The following is a 25459-nucleotide window of genomic DNA, read 5'->3' as shown; positions in this document are numbered from 1 at the left end:
AAAGTTCCTGCCTGCCAACTGCAGGAACTTTTTCATTTTAGCGGCTCGCTGTGTAAATGGTACAGGGTATAGTATAGCGTCAGCCTGAAATAAGTTTTAATCCATCATTCTATTCAAAGATAGTTGTTTAACAATCCTGGATACGCATGTGTCTAATGGATTTATGATAGTTTTGGAGGTACTTTTTTCAACTTGCTTCGCCGCATGAACCATCGATAATTGTGCCACGGATAGAACTTTCTTTTCATTATTACCTTTGTGGTGTAAGAACCTAGAAATTTCTTGGTTGTACTCTCCTTTTAGTCCTCGCATGATCAATTCAAACGTGTTGTTAATGACAATAGCTTCTACATCTATTGCTTTTTGATGATCCTTTGCATACTGTTTAAGCCTTTTCATTGTCCCTTCAACAGTTAGAGGATTGGTAAAAAGGATAATTTGAGGTTTTTGTATATTGCAGATGTATTCAAAATAAGGTTCGTCAATCTTGATAATTGGCAATGATAGTGAAGATGGATCTTCCTGCAAAAAAGCAATGTAATTTGTGCAAGTAATGAGGATAGCATCCACTTGGCTTTGAGCAATCCATTCAATTTGCTCGTTAACCTTCTTTTGAGCGTCTGATTCTTTAAAATTCCCATCTGAAGTCACTCGATGGATCAATGCTGGGTCAACAAAATGGACCAATTCAATGTCGTATGGGGAAAGAGCGGCTTCAATGTATTCTATATTTGAGTGATGGGCATGGAGGCACCCTACCCTTTTTTTCAATTCAACTTCAACTCCTACTTATTTTTGATTAGTTTAACAAAGGTGTGGCCACAATCCAACTAAGTCTAATAATTGAAGATTGATTAATCGATCATAATCGATTATTATTTATTTAAGTAAATAATCGATAGAGAGGTGTACAGCATGAAGATGAAGGAATCACCGACGCAGGAATTTAAACGTGAATTAACCGATGCAGTGAAGCGTGAGATCATTGCTTTTGCCAATACACAGGGCGGAGATCTATACATTGAGGTTGAAGATGATGGCACGATTGTTGGCTTGGAGAATGCCGAAAAAGTACTCGAGTCTGTCTCAAGCATGCTTCATGATGGTATTCAACCAGATATTTTAGTTCACACTTTTTTGGAAGGTGCCGAGATGGAAGGGAAAGACGTGGTGAAAGTATCGGTATCACGTGGCACCCGTCGCCCGTATCATTTAAAATCAAAAGGCATGAAATCGTCTGGCGTTTTCATCCGCTATGGCACCTCTGTGACGAATGCATCAGAAGAGAATATCCGTCAAATGATTATCGAATCGGATGGTACAGATTTTGAAACGATGCGGAGTTTAAAACAGGATTTAACCTTTACTGAGGCAGCAGCGCTTTTCAAACAACTCAACGTCCCATTTGCTCCGGAGCAGCAGCGTACACTCGGTCTCATAACAGAAGACGGATACTATACGAATTTGGGCCGTCTCTTCTCTGACCAATGCGAGCATACGATTAAATGTGCTCGATACTCAGGTACTGACAAGCTTGATTTCCAAGATCGAAAAGAATTCAGCGGCTCTATCCTGACTCAGGTTGAAGCGGCTTATGAGTACTTAACATTAAACAATGCGAAAACGGCTCGTTTTGAAGGGCTGACACGCGTGGAAACAGAAAGCTATCCAAGCTACGCCTTGCGTGAAGCACTAGTAAATGCTGCAACACACCGAGACTACAGCTTTAGCAGCAGTATATTAATTCACTTATTTCAGGATCGAATAGAAATCGTATCAGTAGGCGGTTTGGTAAGAGGGCTGACGCTAGAAGATATTGAACTTGGCATTTCGCAAAGCCGTAATCCGAAATTGGCTAATGTGCTGTATCGCTTAAAATGGATTGAAAGTTATGGAACAGGACTGCATCGGATAAAAGAAAGCTATAAACAAAGCCACAATAACCCGTTTTGGACAGTTGGCCCCAACGCATTTGTGGCGACGCTGCCAAAACAAATGCTGCCAATACCAACTGAGGAAAATGAAGCATTGGCAAACTGGCTTCAACAGAACAAAGAATTTGCTTCGAAAGATCTTGAGAGATACTTAAATAAAAGCAAAGGAACGGTCCGCATCATCATTGAAGAACTCCTGCAAAACGGACAAATTATCCGAGTTGGCCGAGGACCTGCGACGAGGTATCGAGTGTATGATTGAATAACTATATCTTTTAGCAATCAGAGGACTGAACAAAACACGGAGCTAAACGAAAAAAGCCCCAGTTTGAGGGGTTTTTTTGTCCACTATCGCTTACGACTTGAAAAGAAAACGCCTAATCAAACCTAGACCAAACGATGCTGCTATAATAATTAAAACAAGATAAATGTTGCCTACTTTCCCCTCCAAAAAAACGAACAGCAAAATCGAGATGATCATCGCTATAGTGAAAAATAATCTGTCTGCTTTTTTCATCTTTATCAAGCTCTCCTTTTTTAAATCAGTTACGGAGTATTGGATCAGTCAAAATGAAGATGGATACTACCTAACCCGCTCAAAAGATTCAATGACGCAGGACTTCGAAACGTCAGAAGCTCTTTTTGAAAATGGCACCATTGATGGAAAGCACCTTTCAGTCATTTACCCGGATATAGACTGGTAGCCTTTCGGCGCAGTCTATACCCGATCAGATAGCTGCCTGGATTCAGAATAATAGCATGTATATTACTGGAGCAACTGATAATATAAGCCCCAATACGCCTGTTTTTTAAAGAAAGTCCCAGTCCTTCCAGCCATCAAACGAAAGCCTGTGAGCGGAACATGAGCCTTTCCTAATAAGGGTCTGGAACCATACATTTGCACCCCTTGTTATTGAATGACACCGGGTTGTCTATTCCCATGAGTTCTTCCATTAAATATTTTATTACCCAGTACATGTTGACGACCGTTCACATAATGATTGAGAATATTCAGACCTTAATTTTACGACCCTTCCAATTCACAGAATGGAAAATATTCACCCTGATGAAGGAATACAGATAGATTCCTATGAAAAACGAAAATAATATCGGATAGAAAGGGAAAACCCCCCACTTGAAATTACCGACCCTGCTGGCAAACCACGCTGTTTGAATCATATACAGGCAATACAATATCCCACTGAACAGGATTGCGGCAGGATTCCATTCAATGATAGAAGAGATCAGTGCTCCCGCTGCAGTGAAACCGCCAGAAATCCACAAGATAACCATCAGCATGATCATTGGATGAGTTGATTTGGAGCCGATGGCAAAACTTTTGCACCAGCCCTCGATAAGGCTCCCTATGCCTTCCGGGTACATGCGCAAAGACATAATCCCTTTGCCGCCCAAGCAGCGAACGGGTAGATCCTGTTCAAGAAACGCCTCTCCCAGTGCCAGATCATCCATAATGGCTCCCTCGATTTTTTTATGACCTCCCGCCAAAAAGTAATCGTCTCGATTACATAAAATGCATGGACCGAACGAACCGGCCGTTTTAAACCGTGATCCCCAAATCGTAAACAGATTCATTCCTACGACGACGATGATGTTAAATACAACGGAGATGTGTTCATACAAGCGCTCAACTGTATGAAATGGCTGTAATGCTGTAATGCCTTTGGCGCCCTTTTCCTGATAGAAATGCAGCAGGTTGCTTAACCCCTCTACACTGATAAATTTTGTATCAGCGTCTAAGAATAATAGCCAGCTCCCTTTGGCCTGTTCGGCAGCATGCCAGCAGGCTGATGATTTTCCGGCCCCTGCATTCTTCAGAACCTTTGCCCCGTAGCTTTCCGCAATAGCCGCAGTATTGTCGGATGAATCGTCGTCAACAACCAGAATTTCAAATTGTCTGAAATGCTGCTCCTGCAATGATTGCAATAATGGCGAGATCCTGCCTTCTTCATTCCTGGCTGGAATAATGATGGACAGAAACGGAAGACCGGTCAATGGACTGGAGGAGGAAACCGGAACCGGCAATGACCAGAACATGAGGACGCCAATCATAACTGCCACAAATCCAAACGCGAGATTCATTATTTCTAAAGCTGTCATAAAACAAGCCTCCTTCTTCTGCGTGTAAGCACACAGCTTTTAAGATTCCTGACAAATCTTTATTTCACTGAATAAAAGAGACAATTGTGTACAATGATTCTATTACAGCAGCCACCTTCGTACCTTTTTCAATGCTTTCATGTTTCGGTCGGAATACGGCGGGAATTTACCTTGAAAACGCAAATAATGATACGTTTGGTAATCTGTTTTTTCATAACTAAAAGCCAGAAAACCTGCTTTGCCGTGATACGCACCGTATCCGCTTCTTCCAACCCCTCCAAATGCAATATGGGGGCTCGCGGCATGCTGTATTACTTGATTGACACTAATGGTTGGGGAACGCATATATTCGCTGAAAAGTTGAATTCGACTCTTATTTTTACTGAATATATACCCTGTAAGTGCATCGCGCTGAAGATTGCCACTGGATAATAGCGTTCTCATATCTGTATAAGGAATGACAGGAAGGACCGGACCGAAAATTTCTTCCTGCAAAATCGGACTTCCCGGTTTGATATCTGTTAACACGGTTGGGGAGATAAACCGATTTTTTCGATCGTACGCTCCTCCATGCCGGACATGACCCTGCCCGATAAACGCAGCCACCTTTTGAAAATGTGCATCGGTACAGATCCTGCCATAATCTCCGCTTGCCTCGGGTTGATCTCCGTAGAAAGCGGAAATTGAAGCAGAAATCTCATCCAGCGTTTTTTCATAAATAGAATGATGGACAAAAAGGGTATCCGGGGCAATGCAGGTTTGTCCAGCATTAAGGAATTTACCCCAGATGATTTCTTTAATGGCTGCTGTAGAAAAGCCTGTTTCATCAATGATACATGGGTTTTTCCCGCCGAGTTCCAATATCACCGGTGTAAGCTGCTTAGCTGCCTGAGCTGCCACAGCTTTCCCCGTCTGTTCGCTGCCTGTAAAAAAGATCAGGTCAAAAGGGGCTGATGTCAACAGGCTGGCGGTTTGTGCATTTCCTGTCACAACATATAATTGTTCGGGAGGAAATGCTTGATTGATGATTTCTTTCAGCAGTTCAGCCGTTGCCGGTGCATGTTCAGATGGTTTAATTACGCAGAAGTTTCCGCCGGCAATTGCACCAATAGCAGGCATTAAGGTAAGCTGGACGGGATAATTCCACGAACCGACGATGAGGACGCTCCCATACGGATGTCTCTTTTTTTTGAAGGCTTCCACATAGCCCAACCTGAGGTGCCGAGACCCTTCCGGACGGTTCCATGTTGCTATATGCTTGCACACATAATCAATTTCATTCAATAGAACAGCAATCTCAGATGAAAAGGATTCGAAGGACGGTTTTCCCAAATCTGAATAAAGAGCCTTCATCAAATCCTCTTCGCGCTCCAAAAGAATCGTTTTCAGTTTTAAAAGCTGCTTTTTACGCATTTCAATTGAAGGGCTTCCCATGGAAAACAGCTCTTCCTTCTGCCTTTCCGGTAATGTCTTTAGGAAATGATATTCATTGTCAGTCATGGGAAAAATCCCTCTGAACGATTTTCTCGCTTACTAGCTGGCCGCTTAAGGTAACCATGGGCATCCCGCCTCCTGGGTTTACGGTTCCACCCACGAAATAAAGATTGTTATAGCGTTCACTTTGTTTCGGATGCTTGAATCCTTTATTTTTCTTGCGGTCTGACACGGTTCCATAAATGGCACCCCGGTCAGAGCCATACATACGCCTGATATCTTCCGGCGTCCATACATCTTTTGTCACGATATTCGCTCGCAAATCGTGCAAGCCCATTTTCTCTAATTTGATCAGAGTCCGCTCGGCAAATTGTTCGTATTCTTTTTGGGTGAAAGGCTTTTGGTCTTGAATATAAGGAATATGGGGCAATACTTTTATGTTTTCATATCCCGCAGGAGCCTGCGACGGATCTGTTTTATTGACGTTGACTAAATAAATAACCGGATCATTCGGCAGTTCATGATGATGAAAAATGGATTGCATTTGCTGCTTCATATTTTCCGCGAAAAAGAAATTATGATGGCGAAGCTGCGGATAACTCTTTTTCACGCCTAAATGCATAACAAGACCTGAGCTGGCCGGTTCGAATTTTTTCTTTAAATTGTTCACAAAATGGCTGTCTTCCTCCAGTAGTCGTTCGTAAACTGGTATGACTTCCATATTAGAAACATAATAATCTGCTGTTCGCTTTGTTCCGTCTTCCATGACAGCTCCTGTGATTTCCCCGTTCTTTTTTTCAAGCTTGGCGATCTTTTTACCGAGGTGGAAGTGAACGCCTACTTCATCAGCTAGCTTCACCAAACCGTCCGCTAGTTTATTCAAACCACCGGGCACATACCATACACCCTGATCATGCTGCATGTAAATCATCATGTTCAAAATGGCTGGTGCATCATAAGGGGACGAACCTACGTATTTGATGAAGTAGGATAGCATATCACGGAATTGTTCATTACTTATCCGTTTGTCAATGCCTTCATGAACGGTAGAAAACAGATCAAAGTTCTTTAAAATAGTGAACAGACCCGCATGCTTCACGATTTCTCTCGTCGTATCAGCGCCATGCTCAAAATAGGCTTTGTCTGTCATATCATAAAGTCTTTTTGAATAGCGAAGCAACTCCTGATACTCACGCATATCCTTTTCATTCAGAGATTGGTTCTTCTCTTGCATTTCTTTCACATCTTCATATAAATCTATGATATTTCCGTCAGGGAAAAAGGACCGCCATTGATGATCCAGCTTTTCGATTGGGATGTAGTCCTTCATGGATTTGCCACTGGCAGAAAACAAGTTTTCAAAGATTTGGGGCATCGTAAGGATGGATGGACCCAAGTCAAAACCGAAACCATCTTGATCCAACCGGTTCAGCTTCCCTCCAATGTGATCATTTTTTTCATATAATGAGACATCGTATCCAGCCTGTGCCAGTGAAATCGCAGCCGACAGTCCACCAAGTCCACCTCCGATAACTAGTACGTTTTTGTTTTTCGTTTTCACCCGTTATTCCCTCTCCTTCTCGTAAATCAAAAGTTCTGTTCAAGACAGTAATGATTTGGACCATTTTATCTTTTGTCACATAGATCTGTTTTGTCAGACACAGCAATTGGATTTTTTCGCTACGCTTTAAGTCAGCATGCACCCTTAAATATTATTCTATATGCTAGTTTCTCCATGGGAATCGGCCGCTTCTTTCATTTTCCGTGCGACAAGCTGCCAAGCCTCCTCCGCTTTTTCTCTTGGCCCCAGGTGGGTAAAAGCATGCTTACAGTCTTTGAATATCTCTTCTTGAACCGTTACCCCAGCTGCTTTTAATCTCTCCGCATAACATTCTGCTTCCGGCCGGAATGCGTCATACTCCGCTATGATAATAAGGGCAGAAGCTAATCGGCTACTCACCACAGCACGAACAGGGGAAGCGAGAGGATGCTCCGCCTGTCCTTTGTCAGGGACATAGCACATATTTAAAAAATGGGCGACTTGAGGATATCGGGCGCGCCACTTATCCGGTTCCGGCTTATCTGCGTGCGGGGTGGCAAAATCCAGCATCGGGCATGTCAGCACTTGGAGAAGTGGCTGATTCCCCCCTTTCTCAACCAGATAGAGACAGAGAGCTGCTGCTATATTTGCCCCTGAACTCTGCCCGCCAACCATCATTTTTTCCGCATCAATATTCAAATCGTCGGCTCTTTCCTTTATCCATTGAACAATGTCATACCCCTGAACAATCGGCTGGGGAAAAGGATATTCTGGTGCTTTCGCATAATCGACATTAACAATTACACATTCTGTTTGATTGGCCAGATAGCGGCAATAAGGATCATCCATCTCCTTTTCATTCATGATGAATGCTCCACCATGAAAATTAATATAGACAGGGAACTTTTTCCGTCTTGCTTCAAAGGGATAGTACAAGGAAATGTGAGTAGGTTTTACAGATGTCTCAACTTTCACATCTTTTTTCGTTTTCACTGGCTGTAAGGGAATCATAGGTGTCTTTTTTGCTTGGTTAGGCAGGAGGCGAAGTAATTTAGCAACCGCAATAGTGAACATTATGTAACCTCACTTTTTTACCATTTTAACTTGAACAAAGCGTATTCTGCTATTCATTACTCTTTCCCTTAAATACGACTTTTAATCGGCGAGCTGTTAGATCAATTTCTTCAATAGTTAATTTGACCTCCATGCCGTCTTAATTTGTGGAACCTTGTTCAACAAATCTTGGTCGTTAGCTTAATAACTTCCACAAACTTTCTCGCCTCATAAAAGGATAGACACTTTTTCCTTTTTCGGTTGGAAAAAGAAAAAAAGCCAAACCCGCGTACGGATTTGACCCAAGTCAATCTATATCATGATTAATGCTTTGAGTTAAACATCCCTTCCCTGATGCTTGTAAAGAATGGCTAAAAACGGTTCAACCTTTATATCGGTTGCTTTATCGATTGATGAGATTGGTTTGGTGCATTAAGTTATCTATGGACCTTATCTACCCCTTCACCGCTTTCCCATCGGTTTGCCGCTCACAACGCACCTATTTTTTTACTTCTGGTTTTCTATTTCTTCAATGAGCTTTTTCATTTCATCGATTTCTTTGCGTTGCGCTTCGATGATGCTATTCGCAAGCTCCTGAACCCGCGGATCTGAAAGGTTGGCCCGCTCGCTGGTCAAAATAGCAATCGAGTGATGTGGGATCATGGCCTTCATCCAGGATACGTCCTCCACAGTACTCTGACTTCTCATCAGCCAAATCGAAAGAACCAGCACAGCCGCACTTCCCGCAAGAATAAGTGTATTTAAACGCCGCTTATCGTACATATTCCACATAAACACTAACATCACAATGGCCATCACCGAACCCATCATAAGTGCCATATAAGCTCTTGTTTCGCTGAAAAAAATATGATCCAGTTGAAAGACATTAAAATACATAAAAACATACATAAGGATCGTGGATGTTGCAATCATTACCCCGAATTTAGCGTACTTGTTCAAGAAAAACCCTCCTTTTTTCATTTACTGATTGGTTAGACTATTTTCTTTGATTTAAACGTATAAATCAAAACTGCACAGAAACTGCACAATACCCCTCTTTATTTAAACGGATCCATATACATGCTATGATCGATGAAAATGGCTGATCAAGAGCATTTTTCAAAGGAAGGCATGATATGAAGTCAGTAAATGAGAAAAACAAGACAAAAATAGCTAAAATGAGATCCCGCTTGCGTACGTTACTAGAGCTGTTTATTCTTCTGTTTACGCTTTGGTTGTTGCTTGTATTGTTTTTACTGTTTTTTTCAAAAGACAAGGAGCTCGCGAAACAGCCTCTTATGAAGGAGCTAAACGCCTTAACCGGTATGCAGCTGAAGGATTTGGAAAAGGTGCAGAGGCGCTTCTGAAAAGCCCGGCTCGGGATGATATAGAGTATTCGATGGAAGAGATATTAAAGGAAAGAGAGCTTTTATTTCAAAATGCGGAGGCGCTTTTTGAAGAGGTGAAGCTGCCTGAAGGAGCGGATCATTCTCATTCGGCTAACGAAAGAGACCGCGTGTATATTTACCATTCGCACAGCAGGGAATCGTTTTTGCCGTATTTTAAGCATACCGATCAGCCGGGAGACGCGTTTCATCAGAAAGTAAATATTACGTTAGCCGGAAAAATGCTCGAACGGGCTCTTGAACGACGGGGAGTCGGCGCGCAATCGGATTCCACTGATATTGTCCAGGCACTAGAAGAAAGAGACCTGGAATATGGGAGCTCTTATCTAGTTTCACGGGAGCGTGTTCGATCCGCCCAAAAAGCAAACAAAGATCTGGACATCTTCTTAGACATCCACCGCGACTCGCTGCGCAAACCGTCCACCACTATTGAAAAAAATGGAGAGACGTATGCGCGCCTCCTGTTTGTTGTAGGGACGGGGCATGCCGCCTTTGAACAAAATCTTTCATTCACAAATGAGTTGCACAAGCAGATTTCCGCTCAAAACCCTGGTTTATCAAAGGGCATCTTGACAAAAGACAGCAGCCAGGGAAACGGTATCTATAATCAGGATTTATCCCCGCGTTCCGTCATTGTGGAAGTGGGTGGTGTGGATAATACAGCAGAAGAGATTTTCCGTACGATCGAGGTATTAGCTGATGTTTTAAGTGACGATTATTGGTCTGGGGAAACAAGAATGAGGTGAAGCAGAGCCATTAACACCCCCCCTCTTGTTTTTTCACACCATTTCCTGCACATTTATTAACACCATTGTGTTTCTCCAAAATAAAGTATAGTGAGGTGATAATTATGTGTGTGTCTACTCATGTATTTGAACAACGTGCTCTAGACATAACCGAACAGATCCAAAATAAGTCTGTTTACAAATTTGTCAGAGCCGAATTTATCGATGGGAAACGTGTTGAATTTCAAAAACAACAGTCAAATGGATCTAACGCTGCCGCCGGGAAATATTCCCCTTTAATTACCAAAGTTTTTTTGGAAGATAAAGATGGACGACAGTATAGTATTGAACCTGACCCAAACGGCTTAAGATTCGCGGAAGGGAAAATCACTTATGAAGAATATAAAAATTTACAAAGAAACGAAAACAGCCATGGATTACGGCTGTTTTGCATAACAATCAGTGGTTATATATTGGGTGGAGGGGCATTGATTTGGTACTTGTTTTAAAGAATACTCTGTCCCAAATGTGCAAAAGTTTTTTTCTCTTAGTTTTTTGAAGATGGTTTTATTCGAGAGAAACATATGTGGTACCCCCTATATTCTCATTTTGTTTAAAATCATAAAGGACCGCTAAAAGCTTATTTAACGGCCCTTTTATTTTTATGTAATGCTTTTTTACATGAAAATTTTGTGGGACTGGTATAGATTCGCTGCTCTCTAATGACACTATTATAAGCTGCTGACGATCCGTTCCGCTGCCTGGCGGGCTCCAGAAATATTCCGGGCAATAGGCCCCATTTCAAGCTCTGCTAATGCCCCGATTACATATAGCCCTGGACCCCACTGGAGTGATTTAGAAACGACAGGATAGCCGCATGCTGCACATGGAAGTTCATGTTTTTCTATTATTGGCATCAGCCACTGCTTCCCTGGCAATGATGGCTGAAATCCTGTCGCAAGCAACACTGTACCCGTATGGTGAATGAGCTGCTCTTGCTCATCATACAAGTGAATTTTCTTGTTTTTAACGAAAGCATGTTGAACCAGTCCATCTTTAATGAGCAGCTCATCCTTATGAATACTGCGCCGTAGTTTCATGTATACGTCACGGGGCAAAGATCCCTTATGGCGGGCTTGCTTAATTTTTTCTCGCCGCTTCTGATAACTGCCCAATTTACTGAAAGAACGCTGGTTTTTTGGACCGAGCCAGGCAGGATCACTGTCAAAATCGTGCAAGCGGAACGGATGACGCTTAATCAACGTTACTTCACCCGGGTACATGGAAGATAATTTTATCGCTAAATGAGCAGCTGTAATGCCACCGCCCACAATCGTAAAAGGCCGTGCCATCTCTTCAAATTCAGGAAGTTCTGCTTCGAAAATATGGTGGATGGAAGCATTTCCTTTTTCATTTATCTGCTTCGACCAATCGGGCCAGACCGGCTGTTCACTAATGCCAATGGCCAGTATCAGATTTTCTCCTACAAGCTCTCTTCCATTCTGCAGTTCGACCTTCCATTTATTTTCTGTTCGTGCAGCAGAGTAAACACGTCCCTGCACCCACGCTTTTTTCATCTCTAAATCAGCAATCAGCTCGTCACAATGCTCATTAAACATCGAAAGAGCCGGGCGTTTGAACCTTCCGTAGAAAGCAGTTGCTTCATTTATTGATTTATTTTTCCCGAAGACTTGTAAACTAAGCGGATGTTCATCAAGATGATGCACGACTGGTGATCGTAAATAAGGCATAGAAATACGATCCGTGCATCGTTTCCAATTTTCTAACGGTTCCGTATGAGGGTCAATAATCGCAATCTCCTCAATCGGAACTTTTCGCTGTTTTCTTAAAAACGCAGCCATTGTGATCCCCTGAATGCCTCCGCCTACCACTATCCATTTAAACATTTTTCCCTCTCCTTTATAACGGAATCATTACGATTTAAAGAAAGAAAAAACGGTTTCTTTTTCGCCATTCTGCTGCACTTTTAAAACGAAAGCGTAGCAAATTCCCCACTTGGACCAAGAAAGATTACTTAATCCAACCTTCTGATAACGCCGTTCTTTTTCGTTTCTTCTTTCTTAATTATTCAAAAAATTAATTACCATTCTTCTGAATTGTTAAAGAAGCATAGGCATCATGAAGATGAATTGATTCTTCATTCCGACATTCTACTGTAAAAGACTCAATAAATGGGACCTCGTACAAATCAGCGGCTACAAGACGGACCATATCTTCAACAAAGCGAGGATTTTCATACGCTTTTTCCGTCACTGCCTTTTCATCAGGACGTTTTAAAATTGGATAAATCCAGGCACTGGCATTGGACTGAGCGGCTTCTAAAAGAACCGCTTTCCAGTCCGTAGACTCTTGATACTCAACCGATAACGATGCCATCATTCTAATATAGCCTCTTTGGTTATGGGCGCTATATTCGCTAATTTCTTTCGAGCATGGACATAAAGTTGTAACAGCGCAGCTTAATTCTACTCGCCTTTCTACTATCTTTCCTTGACGATATGAAACCGAAATTCTGGCGTCAGCATGATTTAACCCTGCTAGAGAAGAAACAGGTGCCGCCTGTTCATAAAACCAAGGGAATGTTACTTCAAGGCTTGCATCCTTTTGTTCTAAGCGACCTGCCAGTTCTTTTAAAAAATCAGAGAGCTGCGAAAAGCTTAAAGTGAAACCTTGCCTGCGATAAAGTTCTAATTGTTCTGTAAAACGGCTCATATTTGTTCCCTTTACCTCATGTGAAATGGCAGATGTTAAGGTAAACGATGCGATCGTTGTTTGTGTATATGGATTTAGCACCGACGTGATAGAAACAGGCATTTTCACATTTGTAATCCCAACAGCATCAATTTCAAACAAAAAATTCTCTTTTTTATTTTGTAGATCAGGTATCTTTTCTTTTTCACTCGGCTTCAGCTTAATTCCAGGCTCACTCGAACCAAACAGTTTTAACCGTTCCCTTTTTGACGGGAGTTTTAGATTATTCATACGTTTGCTCCTTTTTAATTCACTCCCAATAATAAAACGTAATGATTCCTATTTGCAAGTTTTTTATGGTTTTTCGTTTGAGTAAGATTTAACTCTCCTGCTTCTTTTTATTGTTATTTGTCAAAAAGAAAAAAATGTGATTTAATGGTTTTCAAAACGTAATGATTACGATTAATAAAAAGGAGCGATGACCATTGGCGAAGAAATCAAAAGTAGTAAAAGAAAAAAAACGTCAGGATCTTGTAGCTAAATATGCTGAATTAAGAAAGGAACTTAAAGAAAAAGGGGATTACGAAGCCTTAAAAAAACTTCCAAGAGATTCGTCCCCCACTCGTTTAAAAAATCGCTGTGAAGTAACGGGAAGACCACGCGGATATTTGCGTAAATTCAAAATGTCCCGAATTGCTTTCAGAGAATACGCTCATAAAGGGCAAATTCCAGGTGTAAAAAAGGCAAGCTGGTAAGTAATCCGGTCTGTAAAAACGTTAATTCATTTAAAATAATCTTGCTTTAAGCTGTTTTCTTCATCGGCTTATTCGGAGGAATGTAACATGAATCAGCATTTAGTAGAAATATTGATCAAAGATATTGTAGCGTCTTTGCCCATGAAACAGCGGCAGCTTTACCAATTTATCATTCGTTTAGAAGACGAACTGGCTCAGCAAGCGAAAACATCAGACCACTTTCTTTCATTGCTTGTTGAGCATGCTCCTCATGAGCAGGCCTCTAGGTACTTTAACCGTTCATACGGAGAAACCGTTAAATTAATGAAAGAAATCGAACAAGAAATTGATGCAAAGCTTCAGCTCAAAATGAAAAAATCGAAATGGATTGATTGTACTCCCATCCTATCTCAAAAAAGAGAAACGACAAGCAAGCATTCCTTATTTCTTTTTGTGATTTAACGTGGCTGCAATAAACTTCTCACCTTTGGGGAGTTTATCGTTTCTGAAATATAATCTTCAAATCGTAATTATTCTTATTTACAGGGAGGGAAAGTCGAATGGCCACATGGGATTTAAGCAATATGAAGCATCATGTTCTTATTTGTAATGGAAGCAGCTGCAATCAAGCAGGAGCAGAAGAACTAACACAAGCCATTCGGAAAGAAATATCCAGCCAGGAAATGGACGATACCATCCATACAACCCGTACAAGGTGTAATGGATGATGCCATGATAAATGCGTTGTAATCCAATGGATGCATCTGTTGTACTGTGCGGGACGATTTAATCCGTATTGTATTTTCCCGAAAAACACCTGAATAAAGAAGAATTAGAACAGCAATTTAAAGGGTGCATAGCAACCTGACCATTATTTTTAAATTTCTCAGAAAAAAATGAATTCTTCTATAGAAAATTCATTGTTACTGAATTGGCTGAAGAAATTGATTGTGGTCATTTAAAGGAAGCCGTGCGCAAAAGTCACGGCTTCCTTTAACTGTTTTCAGCAGCTGATTCCGGATAATACAGCTCTTTACGCAAACAAACATCTTTATGACGCAGTGTTTCGCCCTCAAAACGCAGCCAAATTTCATCATCTGCCATGACGCCATGTGTTTTTCGAACGATGCCCCAACGGTTATACGCCTGCATCCCAAGGCTTTCGAGCAGCTCATCCGGATTGGCACGCTTCGGCGGAAATGTCCGCCACTTAAGCCATTTTTCCAGCTCTTCTATGTCAATGTGTCCTTCCATATTCGAATACTTGCTTTGCACGGCCAAAATCAACTGTTGTTTGCGCCAGCTTCGTGAAAAATGTGTCTATGTCAATAAACGGCGGTCCTTTGTAAAGAGACAACTGCTTCGAAAAATGAGAGTTGAATGGCTTTGCTTTCACTTTTCGCTTTAAAATGGACAGCGGCGTGCCTGACGTGTAGTCTTTTTCATCAGATAAGAGGCTTAGTCCATTGTCAAATAAAGGCGTCAACTGCCACGTTTTTTCAAAAGGATCATATAAAAATAAGATGTTGTTTGTATGGCGGTCTTCGTTTAAAATGAGGGCATCAAAAGCTAGCATTCGCGCCACTTCCATCCTCACATCCAGGCCGGTGAAGGTTTGCACTTGCTCCATGACTCGCTCAAATTTCTCTTCTGTCGATAAGGACGATTGGAATTGGTTATAGCGGTGCCTTGGAATAACAGCCGTAACATGCGGTTCATAACACTGCAAAGGGACGAGGCTATCCGCAAACCCCTTTCCCTCCCCTATCAAGACATGTTTCCGTTCTTCAAGCGATGAATATCCACCTCGTACGTTTTTTCGTATTTTCGAGCAATCGGCACCTCTTCTTTCGGTCTGTAAAATAAGAGGTGAAAATCATGGTTCGTGTACTGGACAATAAAAAAGTCATCAGCCAAATGAAAGGTATTTTGGTTAATCGGAATGAATCCCGTTATTTGAGCAGTCGTTTTCACACTGATTTTCCGCCCATTGCTAACGACATCAAACCCATGCTGATTTGTCTCTCGTGCTAGTTCCCCGTCGGTTTGCAGCGCACAATAAAACTCCCCCAGCCTCCCGATTAAATGCCTCAGTTCTGTCGGCTTGCACTGAAGCGCCGCCATTTCAAACGTTAAAATGTCAAAATACTCTTCATATAGCTTCTCGAGGTGCTCACGGCTAATGCTCTCTATTGATTCGCTATCCTTTGCTCCGACTCTTACCGGCTTTTCGAACAGTGAGTACTGGCCGTTTATCCATTCCCCGACAATGTGCTCTTTCATTTCATTTTTTGGTTTTTGAAATATAAAGCCCGTGTATGGAGCTCTTTCTCCTATATACTTATATGCGTTGCGGCCCATATACACGAATAAATGCTGTTTAAACGAAATGCCTGCATTGTAGCGGTTGTAGCAGTAATCCGACAAAAGAACACTGCTTGGTTTTGTGCCAAATGTCTCTAAAAGTACTTTTTTCACTTCACTTGACTTCACAATATTTCCGACTCGATCAGCCAATTACGGACCATCATCCTCTACTATCCTTGGAAACGATGAACACATACATTAAGCATTGCTCAAACTTTAAGGGGCGTTTGTTGCAAAAAAGAAAGGAATTAACGAGGGTGAAAAAAATACTCATTCTTTTCATTTTAGGCAGTTGTTTAGGAGCTTGTCAGGATGCCGCATCATCTTCTTCTCAAAAGTCTTTTTCCTGGACCACCTCAATTGAGTTGGAACAACCTGGCACTGCTGGGCGAGCGAATGGAAGATTAATGCGGAGGAGCGTTCAAAAATAAACAACGAGGCCGCGCAAAAGTGATTTTCTCTAAGTGGTTTGTTCAGCAGAAATTCCTTTGTAGTCATTTCAAACGAAACGCAGTCATTTTTCAAATGACTGCGTTTCGTTTGTGGAAGCTTATTCTCCCTATTCTCAAAATTTTTACCCTATCAAGCAGCCCTTAAAAATTCGTATCCTGTTTGCGAGACGTTAACAGGTAAAACTGTTTTGCAAGAAAGTGCGGGGTGTACGGCATATCCTGTCTCAGCCAAGAAACGATTGTCCCGATTAGCGCGGAGGATCGGTGCCAAACCGCAATATCTTTTTGAATTCCGGCTTTATAAGTAAACGAATCCTTTTCAACGTGATCATAGCGTTCCGTGATGATTTCAGTCAGCATGGACAACAAACGCTCTGTAAAGATCGGCGCCTTTCTTGAAGCTAACGTCACCTTGTAAAAGCTAGCGTGCTGCGCAATGTGCTCCAGCAGCTTTTCGAGTCTCAGCCAATCTGCGCCTTCGCGGGAATCCGGGTTCACCGGCTTGCCTCTAAGGGCCTCTTCTATCTCTTTAATCATTTCATCCGCCATTTTCTCTAACATGTCCGGTATATCCCGATAATGCAAATAAAACGTTACACGGCTGATGGTCGCCCTTTCCGCAATGCGGCTAACCGACATTTTTTCAATATCCATTTCCGTCAGCAGCTCGATGAATGCTTCTTTTATAAGTATACGCGTACGAATCACTCTAGGGTCTGTTTGATCTTTGTTGGGATTCATTGGGATCGAGCTCCTTTCTCTTTAAGATAAAAACGACAATGTGGCTGAAATCGTTGAATATTCCTCCACTACTAAACACAAATCAAAAATATGTACAGTACTTTACACATTCCTTGATAATGTAAATTGTCAAATGCTCTTTTCTGCTTTAGTCTATTTTATACAGTGTTCATTATCTTACACACTGTAAAATAAGTCTAGCGAGAAAAGAAAGGAAGTTTGCAGGTTGAGTAACATTTCAAGCACAGCGAATCGTTCTGTTAAAAAAGGACCGATCTTATTTATCATGATTTTGGGGGCTTTTTTAGCCACATTAAACCAGACCATTATGAGTGTAGCGACACCAGAATTAATGGTTGATTTCAACATTTCAGCTACGACCGCACAATGGCTGACAACCGGCTATATGCTCGTAAATGGCATACTTATTCCGATTACCGCCTTTTTTATGCAACGGTTCACGACCCGCCAGCTTTTCCAGGCGTCTATGCTGCTTTTTCTTGCAGGTACGATTGTTTCAGCTTTCGCCATAAGCTTTCCTGTCCTTTTAACCGGCCGGATGATTCAAGCAGCCGGCGCCGGCATCATTATGCCCCTCTTAACAAACGTAGTCTTTACGCTTTTTCCAGCCAATAAACGAGGAGCCGCAATGGGCATGGTCGGGTTTGCGATCATTTTCGCACCTGCAATCGGACCGACACTTGCGGGTTATATTATGGAAAACTTCAAATGGGAGGTTATGTTCTATGGTATGGTTCCGTTTGCTCTACTCGTCATTATTCTAGGGTTTATTTACTTGAAAAATGTTTCAGAGCAGGTGATGGTCAAGGTTGATACGGTTAGTGTCATTCTGTCTACCGTCGGATTCGGCACCTTACTGTATGGATTCAGCCGGGCTGGCAGTGAAGGCTGGTCAAGCGGTGAAGTGCTTGCTTCTATCGCGGTTGGTGTTGCAGCCATTGCCCTGTTTACATGGAGACAGCTCGTGTCGAAAAATCCGCTGCTGGATCTTCGGGCCTTTACGTACAATATGTTTTCGTTAACCATCGTTATTAACATTGCTGTTACGATGGTCATGTACGCGGATATGATGCTGCTTCCCTTGTACCTGCAAAGCGCGCGTGGCTACACCGCTTTAGAATCCGGATTGCTGCTTCTTCCTGGCGCGCTTGTAATGGGCTTTTTAATGCCTGTCGCCGGCAAGCTGTTTGACCGGTACGGAGCGAAATGGCTCTCCATTATCGGATTGGGCATTACCATTATCACAACAATCGGCTTTATTGATTTAACAGACTCCACCAGTTACACGTACCTTGTTCTGATGTCGACAGGTCGGCGCATCGGAATGGCTTTAATGCTGATGCCGATTCAAACAGCCGGCTTGAATCAGTTGCCCGCAAGCTTAATTGCACACGGAACGGCCATCTCTAACACCATTAAACAAGTAGCAGGCGCCGTCGGTACCTCCCTTCTTGTCACCATCATGACTGACCGGACGAAAACACACGCAACAGAAATGTTGTCTTCCGGCTTCAATGGGAATCAGCAGCAAATGATGCTAGAAGCGACTATTCAAGGAATTAACGATGCGTATATGGTCATTATTGGAATAGGGATTGTCGCACTTCTTCTGTCCTTTTTCATTAAGCGGACAAGTCAGAGCGCGGAGGACACAGCCAGTGCGGATTTGCAAAGGGAGCTTAACCAAGCGGAGCAAGGACTTTAATTCAGTTTGTACAATCACAAAAAGCCTTTTTGACCTATTAAACGGTCAAAAAGGCTTAAACGTGTTTTAATATTTTCAAGAGTCAAGCAACTTCATCTCAAGTGACACCCGGGATTTCAGCAGGTTCATTGAACGGAAAAAGAATTGAAGGTGGATGTAGAAGATTGGCACAAAGCTAGCCATCATCAAAACCGGAGATACTGTAAAAAGCAAAATGGCCGCCGTCCATAAAATCAGTACGGCAAAGGTAGTCTGTATATCCAGAAATGCGATTGTAAACGACAGCTTGACTAACGAGAACCCTTTCTTTGCACTATGGATCATGCAAGGAAAGATCGCTGTGCCTAAAAATGCCCATAAAAGCATCGCCAGTGTAACAAGAAAAAGAGGAATGAGGTTCCAGCTTACCTGCATATGCAAAACGAAAAATAAGTCTACAGATAAAAGAATTCCCGATAAAATCCACAGGTTTCCGATCAGCATTCCTTGCTTGAAGTGCAAACGGAATAAACGAAAAAAGCTTCGAATGACACTGTCATTTTCTTTTCTTTGCCATTCACTTATAACTGCCAGTGTAGCAGCGGTCGCAGGTCCTACTGTGAGGAGTGGAAGACAAAAGACTGCCCACAGCACACTTAAAAGAAACAGATTGGCAATAGCGTTCATCCATCCTCCACTTTTCCCGTTCCATCTCATCATCCAGATCACCCTTTTCTTTTATTCTAAAACAGCTGAGATTGTCAGACTTTCCACCACGACCTCGCCCTTTTCTGCTTTGAACTCTATTGATTGAATTCCGTCCGGTGCATAAATAGATTCTGTCATCACAGCACATCCGTCATTGACAAATAATTCGATCGAAGCGCGGTCAAGGACAAGAGACACATTGCGCAGATAATCAAGCGGCATCGAGTCTACGCTCGGGAAATGTGAAGAAAAGTCAGTCATCCCGCTTTTCGTCCGGTCCACAATAAAGGTTTTGGCCTTTGCATCAAAGGCCATCGTGATTCGTGCACTATCACCCTCCATTTGCATCGACCATCCCTCTGCTTCAAATGACGATATATCCATTTCAACAATAATTGAGCAATCCTGAAGCACTGACGCTTTATAAGAGCTAGCGCCCAAAATCAGCTCGTTTGTTTTCAGAATGGTTTTTAGTTTTTCTTGGTCAGGAAAAACCGGCTTTTGAATCAAGTAATACTGGCCATTCCTGTTCTCCAGCGATAATGTTCTTGCTAAAGACATCGAACCCCTGAAGTTTTCAGTTGGAGTCTGGTTCGCATATTGCCAGTTGCTCATCCATCCAATCCATGTTGGCTCTTCAAGATCACTCCACGTCACTGCGGCGTAAAAATCCCGGCCCCAGTCCGCCCATTTTTCCTCTTCTTCTTTCTGATCTGATAGAAAGACGTTTCCATCAAAATCACCTGTAAAATATTGAATGGCAGAGCCGCCGTTTGGACCACCTGGATTAAGACTGACAATGAGAACCCATTTCTGTTCACTGTCGGTATTAAGCCGAATAAGGTCAGGGCATTCCCACACACCACCGTGAGCACCATATGTCTCTCCGAATGAAGAAAGATATATCCACTCTTTTAAGTTCGCCGACCCATAAAACTGAATATGGTCTCCGCAGGCAAGTGACATAATCCATTTCTGAGACACTTCATGCCAGAAGACTTTTGGGTCGCGAAAATCCTTTATACCGGGGTTTTGAATAACTGGGTTTCCACTATACTTCGACCATGTCCGGCCGCGATCGTTTGAATAAGCGATGCTTTGTTTTTCATTGTCATCACCGTGATGGGTAAAAACAGCAACTAGAACCGCTTCTTCTCCCGTCTGAAAGCCGCTTGTATTATGCCAGTCAACCACTGCACTGCCAGAAAAAATCTGTCCGAGTTCATCTGGATATAGCGCGACAGGAAGCTCTTCCCAATTGACAAGATCTGAGGAAATGGCATGTCCCCAATGCATCGGCCCCCAGACCGTGCTTTCAGGATGATACTGATAAAAAAGATGGTATTCCCCTTTGTAATACACAAGCCCATTCGGGTCGTTTATCCATTTTTCAGCCGGACTAAAATGCAGAGCCGGCCTGAATAATTCTTTTTGCACATATATTCCTCTTTTCCAAAAATAGTGATTATCCTTTTACACCGCTTGATGTGATTCCCTGTACGTAATAGCGTTGGAAGAAAATAAAGATGAGAATAACCGGAATGGTCGTAAGCGATAATGCTGCCATGATTTGACCGTATTCAATCGTCCTGTCTGCAAATAAGTATTGAATGCCGACTTGTACCGTCCGGATCGATTCATCCGTTGCCACAATCAACGGCCACATAAAGTCACTCCAGTGCGTGACAAAGGTTAAAATAGCTGCTGTTGCAAAAACCGGCTTTGAATTCGGTACGATGATTCGCCAAAATGTTTGCCCTGGGCTTGCGCCATCAAGCATTGCCGCTTCCTCCAGCTCTTTTGGGATACCCATAAAAAACTGACGGAATAAAAAGATGTTAAACGCGGATGCAATAAACGGTACAATCAGCGCCGGATATTCATTGATCCAGCCAAAGCTGTTTACGACAATGTAAAGCGGAATGAGCACGCTCTCAAATGGCACGACGTACAACGCAATAATAACGATCAAGATAAGCGCGCTTCCTGGAAATTTCAGTTTTACCAGCGCATAGGCGCAAAGCGAATTGACAATTAGGCCGAATAGCACGATCATGCTAACGGAAAACAAACTGTTCCACATATAGTGAAAGAAATTCACACGATCTGTAAACAATATTTCTGCATAGTTGTTGAATGTTACATCCTTTGGGAAAAAGGCTGAAATCCCCATATCTTTAAAAATCAGCGTTTCTGGTTTCAGAGATGCAGTAATCATCCAAAGAAGCGGTGCAATAAATAAAAAGCCAAGAACTAAAATCGAAAGCGTCACGGTTATTTTACCGATTTTCTTTTTTGTTTGATGCCTCATATTGATCCCTCCTTACTGCTTTAATGCTTTCTTTAAAATAAGTGATGAAAGTAAGACAATTAAGAAAAAAACGACGGCAATCGCGGATGAATAGCCAACATCCCGGAATTGAAAGCCATTTTCATATAGCATGAAAACAAGCGTTTTTGTGGAGTCGCTAGGCCCGCCGTTCGTCATGACATACGGCTGGATAAATAGCCGGAACGCTTGAATCGTTGTAATGATTAAAACAAAGCCGGTCACATGGCTAATGGACGGCAGTGTGACATTTCGAAACTTCTGCCATACGTTTGCACCATCGACTTCTGCTGCTTCATACAATTCTTCCGGTACTTCTTTTAAGCCGGCCAAAAAAATCATCATCTGGAAACCCGCTGCCTGCCAAACAGACATAAAGATAATCGAATTCATTGCTTGATCCGGACTTAACAAAAACGGTTGGTTTTCAATGCCGAAAAAATGAAGCATATGGTTGATCAGACCGCTGTCCACGTTGTACAAAAAAGTCCATAAGATCGCGACTACCACCATAGATGTGACAACCGGGCTGAAAAAGAAAACACGCCCCAGTCCTGCTACTTTCACTTTTTTATTGACGAGAAGTGCCAGTCCTAATGCGACAGCACTTTGAATTGGCACTACAAGAACGGTAAAATACATTGTATTTTTTAGTGATGTAAGAAAAATAGCATCCTGAAAAAGGCGTATATAATTATCAAAACCGACAAATTCTTTCCCCGCCGGATTCAGCATATTGTAATTCATAAAGCTGTAAACGAAAGCAAGCATCACCGGCAGGACAAGAAAAGTAAAAAGCAGTACAAGTGCCGGCAGAGAAAAGGCTACACCAAGCCACTTTTTTTGTGTATCATAGGTCATCGGCTTTTTCGTTGATGGTACTGCTTCAAATGTTTTTTCCATGTAAACCACCTTCTTTAGTGAAGCAGGCAATCACTGTTCATGACTGCCTGCTTCAAACGTTATTGTTTGCGCTCAATATCTGTGTCTACTTCTTTTGCTACTTTATCTAGCTCCTCCTGCACGTCGCCGCCAAGGAAAATGTTCTGCACGGCTTGGCCGTATTTCGTTGACAATACAGGATAAGAAGTTGTGGATGGACGCGGATGCGCTGTTTGCAATACTTGATCTTTCAGGACATTCAACGGTTCTTTATCCCACTCTGTTAATTCTTCAAAAGCATCTGAACGTGCAGGTGGTTTTTCCTCAACGGCTGCCAGCTTCAAGACATTTTCTTTTGTATGAATGAAGTTCAGCAGCTCAGCAGCGGCTTCTTTGTCTTCCGTTCCAGTCGAAACACCCCATGCCCAGTCTCCAGATGGTGAAACCTGTTCGCCATTCGGGCTTTTCGGATAATACGTGATGCCCCATTCTGTATCCGGGTAATCTTTCAGCTTCGCCCATTCCCATGAGCCCATCAGCATCATTGCGGCATTGCCATCTTCAAATTCTGTTGGTGTCGGCTGCAGGTTAACGAGTCCTTCATCTGTGAATTTCTTTAAATATTCTAGTGCCTCAACGGTTTCCGGACCATTTACATAACCGTCTGCCTTAGAGCCGTCTTCCGCGATAAAGCTGCCGCCATTACTCCAAACGGACGGCCCAGTGAAATAAATAATCCATTCTCCGTAATCTAGTGTCCAGTTTACGCCATACATGCCTTTTTCCTTATTCGTCAATTTTTTAGCCGCCTCATAGAAGTCGTCCCATGTCCATGCTTCTTCTAATGTTTTTGGCGGTGTAATCCCCGCCTCTTCAAGCATTTTCACATTGTAGAAAAGAGCCACGGTCGATTCTGTCGGGCCTACTGCATATAGCTGATCTTTAAACGTGCCTTGCTTGATAATCGATTCAACAAATTGATCTTCATTATCCACAAGACCATCAATCGGCTGAATGATTCCAGCGTCCGCATAGTTGGCTACGTTGGGCCCATCCATCGCTAACAAGTCCGGCAGCGTATTGCTTGTGGCTGCTGCTGATACTTTATCTTCATATGCATATTTGTTTCCGCGTGGGATAAACTCGATTTCCGCTTCAATCTCCCCGTCGTTCTCCTGATTAAAAGCCTCAATAATTTCTTCATATGCTGGACTCATATCGCCTTCTGGATACCAAAGTGTAAGCTTTGTTTCTCCGTCATTGCTTCCTGAAGAAGCGTTGTCATCATTTCCACAGGCGCTTAATGTTCCAAGTGATAGCACCGCCGCTGTGCTAAGAACCAACAATTTTTTCATTTTTCTTCCTCCCTGCGTGTTTATAAACCGTTTTCATATATTTATCATAGTGAATTTAAACCGCTTTCAAAATGAGGCATTTCTCTTTTTTATGTTTAAATTTCTCTTTAACCGAAAAAAAGCTGCCCTGGAAAAGACAGCTACTTAGCGTATTGCTTTCGATATTCACTTGGCGTCACACCCACTCTTTTCTTAAATACCTGGCTGAAATAGCGCTGATCAGTATAACCTACTTTTTCCGCAATTTCGTATGTTTTAAGCTGAGTTTGAACAAGCATTCTGCATGCTTTTTCGATTCTGAAGGTTGTTACGTAATCCAGAAAAGTAGAGCCTGTCACCTGCTTAAATAACAAACTAAAGTAACTGATGCTTATTCCGGCATAATCTGCTGCTTGTTCAGCACTAATATCTTCGTAAAAATGTGCTTCAATAAAAGAACGAGCATGTCCAATCGCGTCCGTTGCTGACTTTTTTGATTGATACTTTTGTTCAGCCTCTTCAATCAGCAAAGCAGACTCTTCGAACACATGATGTACATCCATCCATTTCATTAATTTTTGAACGGCGGGCTTCACTTCTTCTTCCCCTTCTAGTGGCAGTCCAATTAAAATCTTGGTGTCTGCTTCTTGATAGGTCAACCGTCCCAAAAGTGTTTGACGGTCCTCTAGCTCCACTTCCAGCAAGACAACGTGCTGTACAGAAGACAATGAAATGGAATACATCTTCTGGCCCTCGATTGACGGAACGCTGGGGAATGCTTGTGGTGGATGCTGAAAAAGCAACGGAATAAGCGGTTTTCTGAAACGGCGTGCATCCTTTTCAAAGACGCCTGTCGTCACTGCTTCGTATAGACGCTGTTTTTCAAGCTCATATTGCTGCGTCGACCGTTCTTTTATATGGCGGACCGCTTTTTGGATACATTGCTGAAGCTCAGCATAATCAATTGGCTTTAAGATATAATCCATCGCATTGTATTTCAACCCTTCTCTAGCGTATTCAAACTCATCATAGCCGCTAATGATGATGGAAAGAGGCTTATTCGGGAGCTGGTGAAGCTTTTTTAACAATTCTAATCCTGTTACTTCCGGCATAGAAATATCAGTTAACAGCAAATCAGCGTCCATTTGCCGGCATAGCTCATACGCCTCTTGCCCATTTTTGGCTGTGCCTCGAACATCGCAGCCAAGATCGTTCCAGGGAATGATCAGCTGAAGATTCTTTAAAATAAGCGGCTCGTCGTCCGCAATAATCACGTTTATCATTT

Annotated in this window: 25 protein-coding genes and 1 pseudogene; 8 read left to right on the top strand and 18 right to left on the bottom strand. The window is 42.4% G+C overall.

All coding sequences use genetic code 11. The features are described 5' to 3' along the window. Window positions 1-96: 96 nt before the first annotated feature. Window positions 97-771, bottom strand: coding sequence for a hypothetical protein (locus BW952_RS09125; protein ID WP_045849866.1), 675 nt, complete (start codon window positions 769-771; stop codon window positions 97-99). A 144-nt stretch (window positions 772-915) separates the two neighbouring features. Here BW952_RS09125 and BW952_RS09120 point away from each other — a divergent pair, with 144 nt between their 5' ends. Then, on the top strand, window positions 916-2196 hold the full coding sequence (locus BW952_RS09120; RefSeq protein ID WP_045849867.1) for an RNA-binding domain-containing protein: 1281 nt from the start codon (window positions 916-918) through the stop codon (window positions 2194-2196). Between the two features lie 749 nt (window positions 2197-2945). On the opposite strand, the gene BW952_RS09110 is transcribed toward BW952_RS09120, so the two are convergent. The 5 genes from BW952_RS09110 to BW952_RS09090 form a co-directional block, all read right to left on the bottom strand. Next, window positions 2946-4052: a glycosyltransferase family A protein gene (locus tag BW952_RS09110; protein ID WP_045849868.1), complete on the bottom strand. Its 1107-nt coding sequence runs from the start codon at window positions 4050-4052 to the stop codon at window positions 2946-2948. 102 nt (window positions 4053-4154) lie between these two features. Next, a complete protein-coding gene (locus BW952_RS09105) occupies window positions 4155-5552 on the bottom strand; it encodes an aldehyde dehydrogenase family protein (RefSeq protein ID WP_045849869.1) in 1398 nt (465 codons plus the stop codon). Further along, window positions 5545-7047 carry a phytoene desaturase family protein gene (locus tag BW952_RS09100; protein WP_045849870.1) on the bottom strand — a complete coding sequence of 501 codons (1503 nt, stop codon included), beginning with the start codon at window positions 7045-7047 and terminating at the stop codon, window positions 5545-5547. Before BW952_RS09100 ends, BW952_RS09105 begins: the two co-directional genes overlap by 8 nt. A 156-nt stretch (window positions 7048-7203) precedes the next feature. Beyond that, window positions 7204-8100 (bottom strand): alpha/beta hydrolase, encoded by an 897-nt coding sequence (locus BW952_RS09095; protein ID WP_045849871.1) that lies wholly within the window; start codon window positions 8098-8100, stop codon window positions 7204-7206. A gap of 486 nt (window positions 8101-8586) precedes the next feature. Beyond that, the gene (locus BW952_RS09090; protein ID WP_045849872.1) at window positions 8587-9039 is read right to left on the bottom strand and encodes a DUF305 domain-containing protein; all 453 of its coding nucleotides are present in this window, start codon (window positions 9037-9039) and stop codon (window positions 8587-8589) included. Between the two features lie 176 nt (window positions 9040-9215). Between BW952_RS09090 and BW952_RS09085 the strand changes: the two genes are divergently transcribed. The 3 genes from BW952_RS09085 (at window position 9216) to BW952_RS09075 (ending at window position 10719) form a co-directional block, all read left to right on the top strand. After that, entirely contained in the window at window positions 9216-9446 is a 231-nt protein-coding gene (locus tag BW952_RS09085) for a hypothetical protein (protein WP_045849873.1), read from the top strand. 32 nt (window positions 9447-9478) lie between these two features. Continuing rightward, window positions 9479-10231, top strand: a complete 753-nt coding sequence (gene spoIIP / locus BW952_RS09080) for a stage II sporulation protein P (protein ID WP_076496256.1) — start codon at window positions 9479-9481, stop codon at window positions 10229-10231. Window positions 10232-10341: 110 nt separating this feature from the next. Next, window positions 10342-10719, top strand: coding sequence for a hypothetical protein (locus BW952_RS09075; RefSeq protein ID WP_139325431.1), 378 nt, complete (start codon window positions 10342-10344; stop codon window positions 10717-10719). 222 nt (window positions 10720-10941) lie between these two features. Here the strand turns inward: BW952_RS09075 and BW952_RS09070 are convergent, their stop codons facing one another. Continuing rightward, window positions 10942-12117 carry an FAD-dependent oxidoreductase gene (locus BW952_RS09070; protein WP_045849874.1) on the bottom strand — a complete coding sequence of 392 codons (1176 nt, stop codon included), beginning with the start codon at window positions 12115-12117 and terminating at the stop codon, window positions 10942-10944. 190 nt (window positions 12118-12307) lie between these two features. Beyond that, on the bottom strand, window positions 12308-13213 hold the full coding sequence (gene folE2 / locus BW952_RS09065) for a GTP cyclohydrolase FolE2 (protein ID WP_045849875.1): 906 nt from the start codon (window positions 13211-13213) through the stop codon (window positions 12308-12310). Window positions 13214-13407: 194 nt separating this feature from the next. Between folE2 and rpsN the strand changes: the two genes are divergently transcribed. The 3 genes and pseudogenes from rpsN to BW952_RS09050 all read left to right on the top strand — a co-directional run. Then, window positions 13408-13677 carry a 30S ribosomal protein S14 gene (gene rpsN / locus BW952_RS09060; protein WP_045849876.1) on the top strand — a complete coding sequence of 90 codons (270 nt, stop codon included), beginning with the start codon at window positions 13408-13410 and terminating at the stop codon, window positions 13675-13677. An 87-nt stretch (window positions 13678-13764) separates the two neighbouring features. Then, window positions 13765-14118, top strand: coding sequence for a hypothetical protein (locus tag BW952_RS09055; RefSeq protein ID WP_045849877.1), 354 nt, complete (start codon window positions 13765-13767; stop codon window positions 14116-14118). A gap of 98 nt (window positions 14119-14216) precedes the next feature. Further along, window positions 14217-14381 (top strand): annotated as a pseudogene (locus BW952_RS09050) ((2Fe-2S) ferredoxin domain-containing protein); the annotation flags it as partial. Window positions 14382-14649: 268 nt separating this feature from the next. Here BW952_RS09050 and BW952_RS09045 read toward each other — a convergent pair. The 4 genes from BW952_RS09045 to BW952_RS09030 all read right to left on the bottom strand — a co-directional run bounded on the left by BW952_RS09045 (window position 14650) and on the right by BW952_RS09030 (window position 17216). Further along, window positions 14650-14910 (bottom strand): hypothetical protein, encoded by a 261-nt coding sequence (locus tag BW952_RS09045; RefSeq protein WP_231581314.1) that lies wholly within the window; start codon window positions 14908-14910, stop codon window positions 14650-14652. Further along, window positions 14894-15385, bottom strand: a complete 492-nt coding sequence (locus BW952_RS19660) for a HipA domain-containing protein (protein WP_269430725.1) — start codon at window positions 15383-15385, stop codon at window positions 14894-14896. Before BW952_RS19660 ends, BW952_RS09045 begins: the two co-directional genes overlap by 17 nt. A gap of 38 nt (window positions 15386-15423) precedes the next feature. Then, complete coding sequence (locus tag BW952_RS09035; RefSeq protein WP_045849878.1) at window positions 15424-16173, bottom strand: DUF7225 domain-containing protein; 750 nt, start codon at window positions 16171-16173, stop codon at window positions 15424-15426. A gap of 443 nt (window positions 16174-16616) precedes the next feature. Continuing rightward, window positions 16617-17216, bottom strand: coding sequence for a TetR/AcrR family transcriptional regulator (locus BW952_RS09030; RefSeq protein ID WP_045849879.1), 600 nt, complete (start codon window positions 17214-17216; stop codon window positions 16617-16619). A 286-nt stretch (window positions 17217-17502) separates the two neighbouring features. On the opposite strand from BW952_RS09030, the gene BW952_RS09025 reads away from it, so the two are divergent. Next, the gene (locus BW952_RS09025; protein ID WP_082084566.1) at window positions 17503-18942 is read left to right on the top strand and encodes a DHA2 family efflux MFS transporter permease subunit; all 1440 of its coding nucleotides are present in this window, start codon (window positions 17503-17505) and stop codon (window positions 18940-18942) included. 75 nt (window positions 18943-19017) lie between these two features. On the opposite strand, the gene BW952_RS09020 is transcribed toward BW952_RS09025, so the two are convergent. From BW952_RS09020 to BW952_RS08995, 6 genes are all read right to left on the bottom strand, one after another. Beyond that, complete coding sequence (locus BW952_RS09020; protein WP_082084558.1) at window positions 19018-19641, bottom strand: DUF624 domain-containing protein; 624 nt, start codon at window positions 19639-19641, stop codon at window positions 19018-19020. Between the two features lie 18 nt (window positions 19642-19659). Further along, entirely contained in the window at window positions 19660-21066 is a 1407-nt protein-coding gene (locus BW952_RS19560) for a glycoside hydrolase family 32 protein (RefSeq protein ID WP_052698381.1), read from the bottom strand. A 28-nt stretch (window positions 21067-21094) separates the two neighbouring features. Continuing rightward, entirely contained in the window at window positions 21095-21940 is an 846-nt protein-coding gene (locus tag BW952_RS09010; protein ID WP_045849882.1) for a carbohydrate ABC transporter permease, read from the bottom strand. A 12-nt stretch (window positions 21941-21952) separates the two neighbouring features. Next, window positions 21953-22861 (bottom strand): carbohydrate ABC transporter permease, encoded by a 909-nt coding sequence (locus BW952_RS09005; RefSeq protein WP_231581316.1) that lies wholly within the window; start codon window positions 22859-22861, stop codon window positions 21953-21955. Between the two features lie 59 nt (window positions 22862-22920). Continuing rightward, complete coding sequence (locus tag BW952_RS09000) at window positions 22921-24195, bottom strand: sugar ABC transporter substrate-binding protein (RefSeq protein WP_045849883.1); 1275 nt, start codon at window positions 24193-24195, stop codon at window positions 22921-22923. Window positions 24196-24335: 140 nt separating this feature from the next. Next, window positions 24336-25457, bottom strand: a complete 1122-nt coding sequence (locus BW952_RS08995; RefSeq protein ID WP_045849884.1) for a response regulator transcription factor — start codon at window positions 25455-25457, stop codon at window positions 24336-24338. Window positions 25458-25459 lie beyond the last annotated feature (2 nt).

This window comes from Domibacillus enclensis (assembly GCF_900156125.1).
GTDB classification, from domain to species: Bacteria; Bacillota; Bacilli; order Bacillales; family Domibacillaceae; genus Domibacillus; species Domibacillus enclensis.
This window is presented reverse-complemented; position numbering and strand designations above follow the sequence as displayed.

Bases quoted from the DNA above. Each gene is read 5' to 3' on its own strand.
- BW952_RS09120 (WP_045849867.1), top strand. From the start codon at position 916: ATGAAGATGAAGGAATCACCGACGCAGGAATTTAAACGTGAATTAACC.
- BW952_RS09110 (WP_045849868.1), bottom strand. From the start codon at position 4,052: ATGACAGCTTTAGAAATAATGAATCTCGCGTTTGGATTTGTGGCAGTT.
- BW952_RS09105 (WP_045849869.1), bottom strand. From the start codon at position 5,552: ATGACTGACAATGAATATCATTTCCTAAAGACATTACCGGAAAGGCAG.
- BW952_RS09095 (WP_045849871.1), bottom strand. From the start codon at position 8,100: ATGTTCACTATTGCGGTTGCTAAATTACTTCGCCTCCTGCCTAACCAA.
- BW952_RS09085 (WP_045849873.1), top strand. From the start codon at position 9,216: ATGAAGTCAGTAAATGAGAAAAACAAGACAAAAATAGCTAAAATGAGA.
- spoIIP (WP_076496256.1), top strand. From the start codon at position 9,479: ATGGAAGAGATATTAAAGGAAAGAGAGCTTTTATTTCAAAATGCGGAG.
- BW952_RS09070 (WP_045849874.1), bottom strand. From the start codon at position 12,117: ATGTTTAAATGGATAGTGGTAGGCGGAGGCATTCAGGGGATCACAATG.
- folE2 (WP_045849875.1), bottom strand. From the start codon at position 13,213: ATGAATAATCTAAAACTCCCGTCAAAAAGGGAACGGTTAAAACTGTTT.
- BW952_RS09055 (WP_045849877.1), top strand. From the start codon at position 13,765: ATGAATCAGCATTTAGTAGAAATATTGATCAAAGATATTGTAGCGTCT.
- BW952_RS09045 (WP_231581314.1), bottom strand. From the start codon at position 14,910: ATGGAAGGACACATTGACATAGAAGAGCTGGAAAAATGGCTTAAGTGG.
- BW952_RS09030 (WP_045849879.1), bottom strand. From the start codon at position 17,216: ATGAATCCCAACAAAGATCAAACAGACCCTAGAGTGATTCGTACGCGT.
- BW952_RS09025 (WP_082084566.1), top strand. From the start codon at position 17,503: ATGATTTTGGGGGCTTTTTTAGCCACATTAAACCAGACCATTATGAGT.
- BW952_RS09020 (WP_082084558.1), bottom strand. From the start codon at position 19,641: ATGATGAGATGGAACGGGAAAAGTGGAGGATGGATGAACGCTATTGCC.
- BW952_RS09010 (WP_045849882.1), bottom strand. From the start codon at position 21,940: ATGAGGCATCAAACAAAAAAGAAAATCGGTAAAATAACCGTGACGCTT.
- BW952_RS09005 (WP_231581316.1), bottom strand. From the start codon at position 22,861: ATGGAAAAAACATTTGAAGCAGTACCATCAACGAAAAAGCCGATGACC.
- BW952_RS09000 (WP_045849883.1), bottom strand. From the start codon at position 24,195: ATGAAAAAATTGTTGGTTCTTAGCACAGCGGCGGTGCTATCACTTGGA.
- BW952_RS08995 (WP_045849884.1), bottom strand. From the start codon at position 25,457: ATGATAAACGTGATTATTGCGGACGACGAGCCGCTTATTTTAAAGAAT.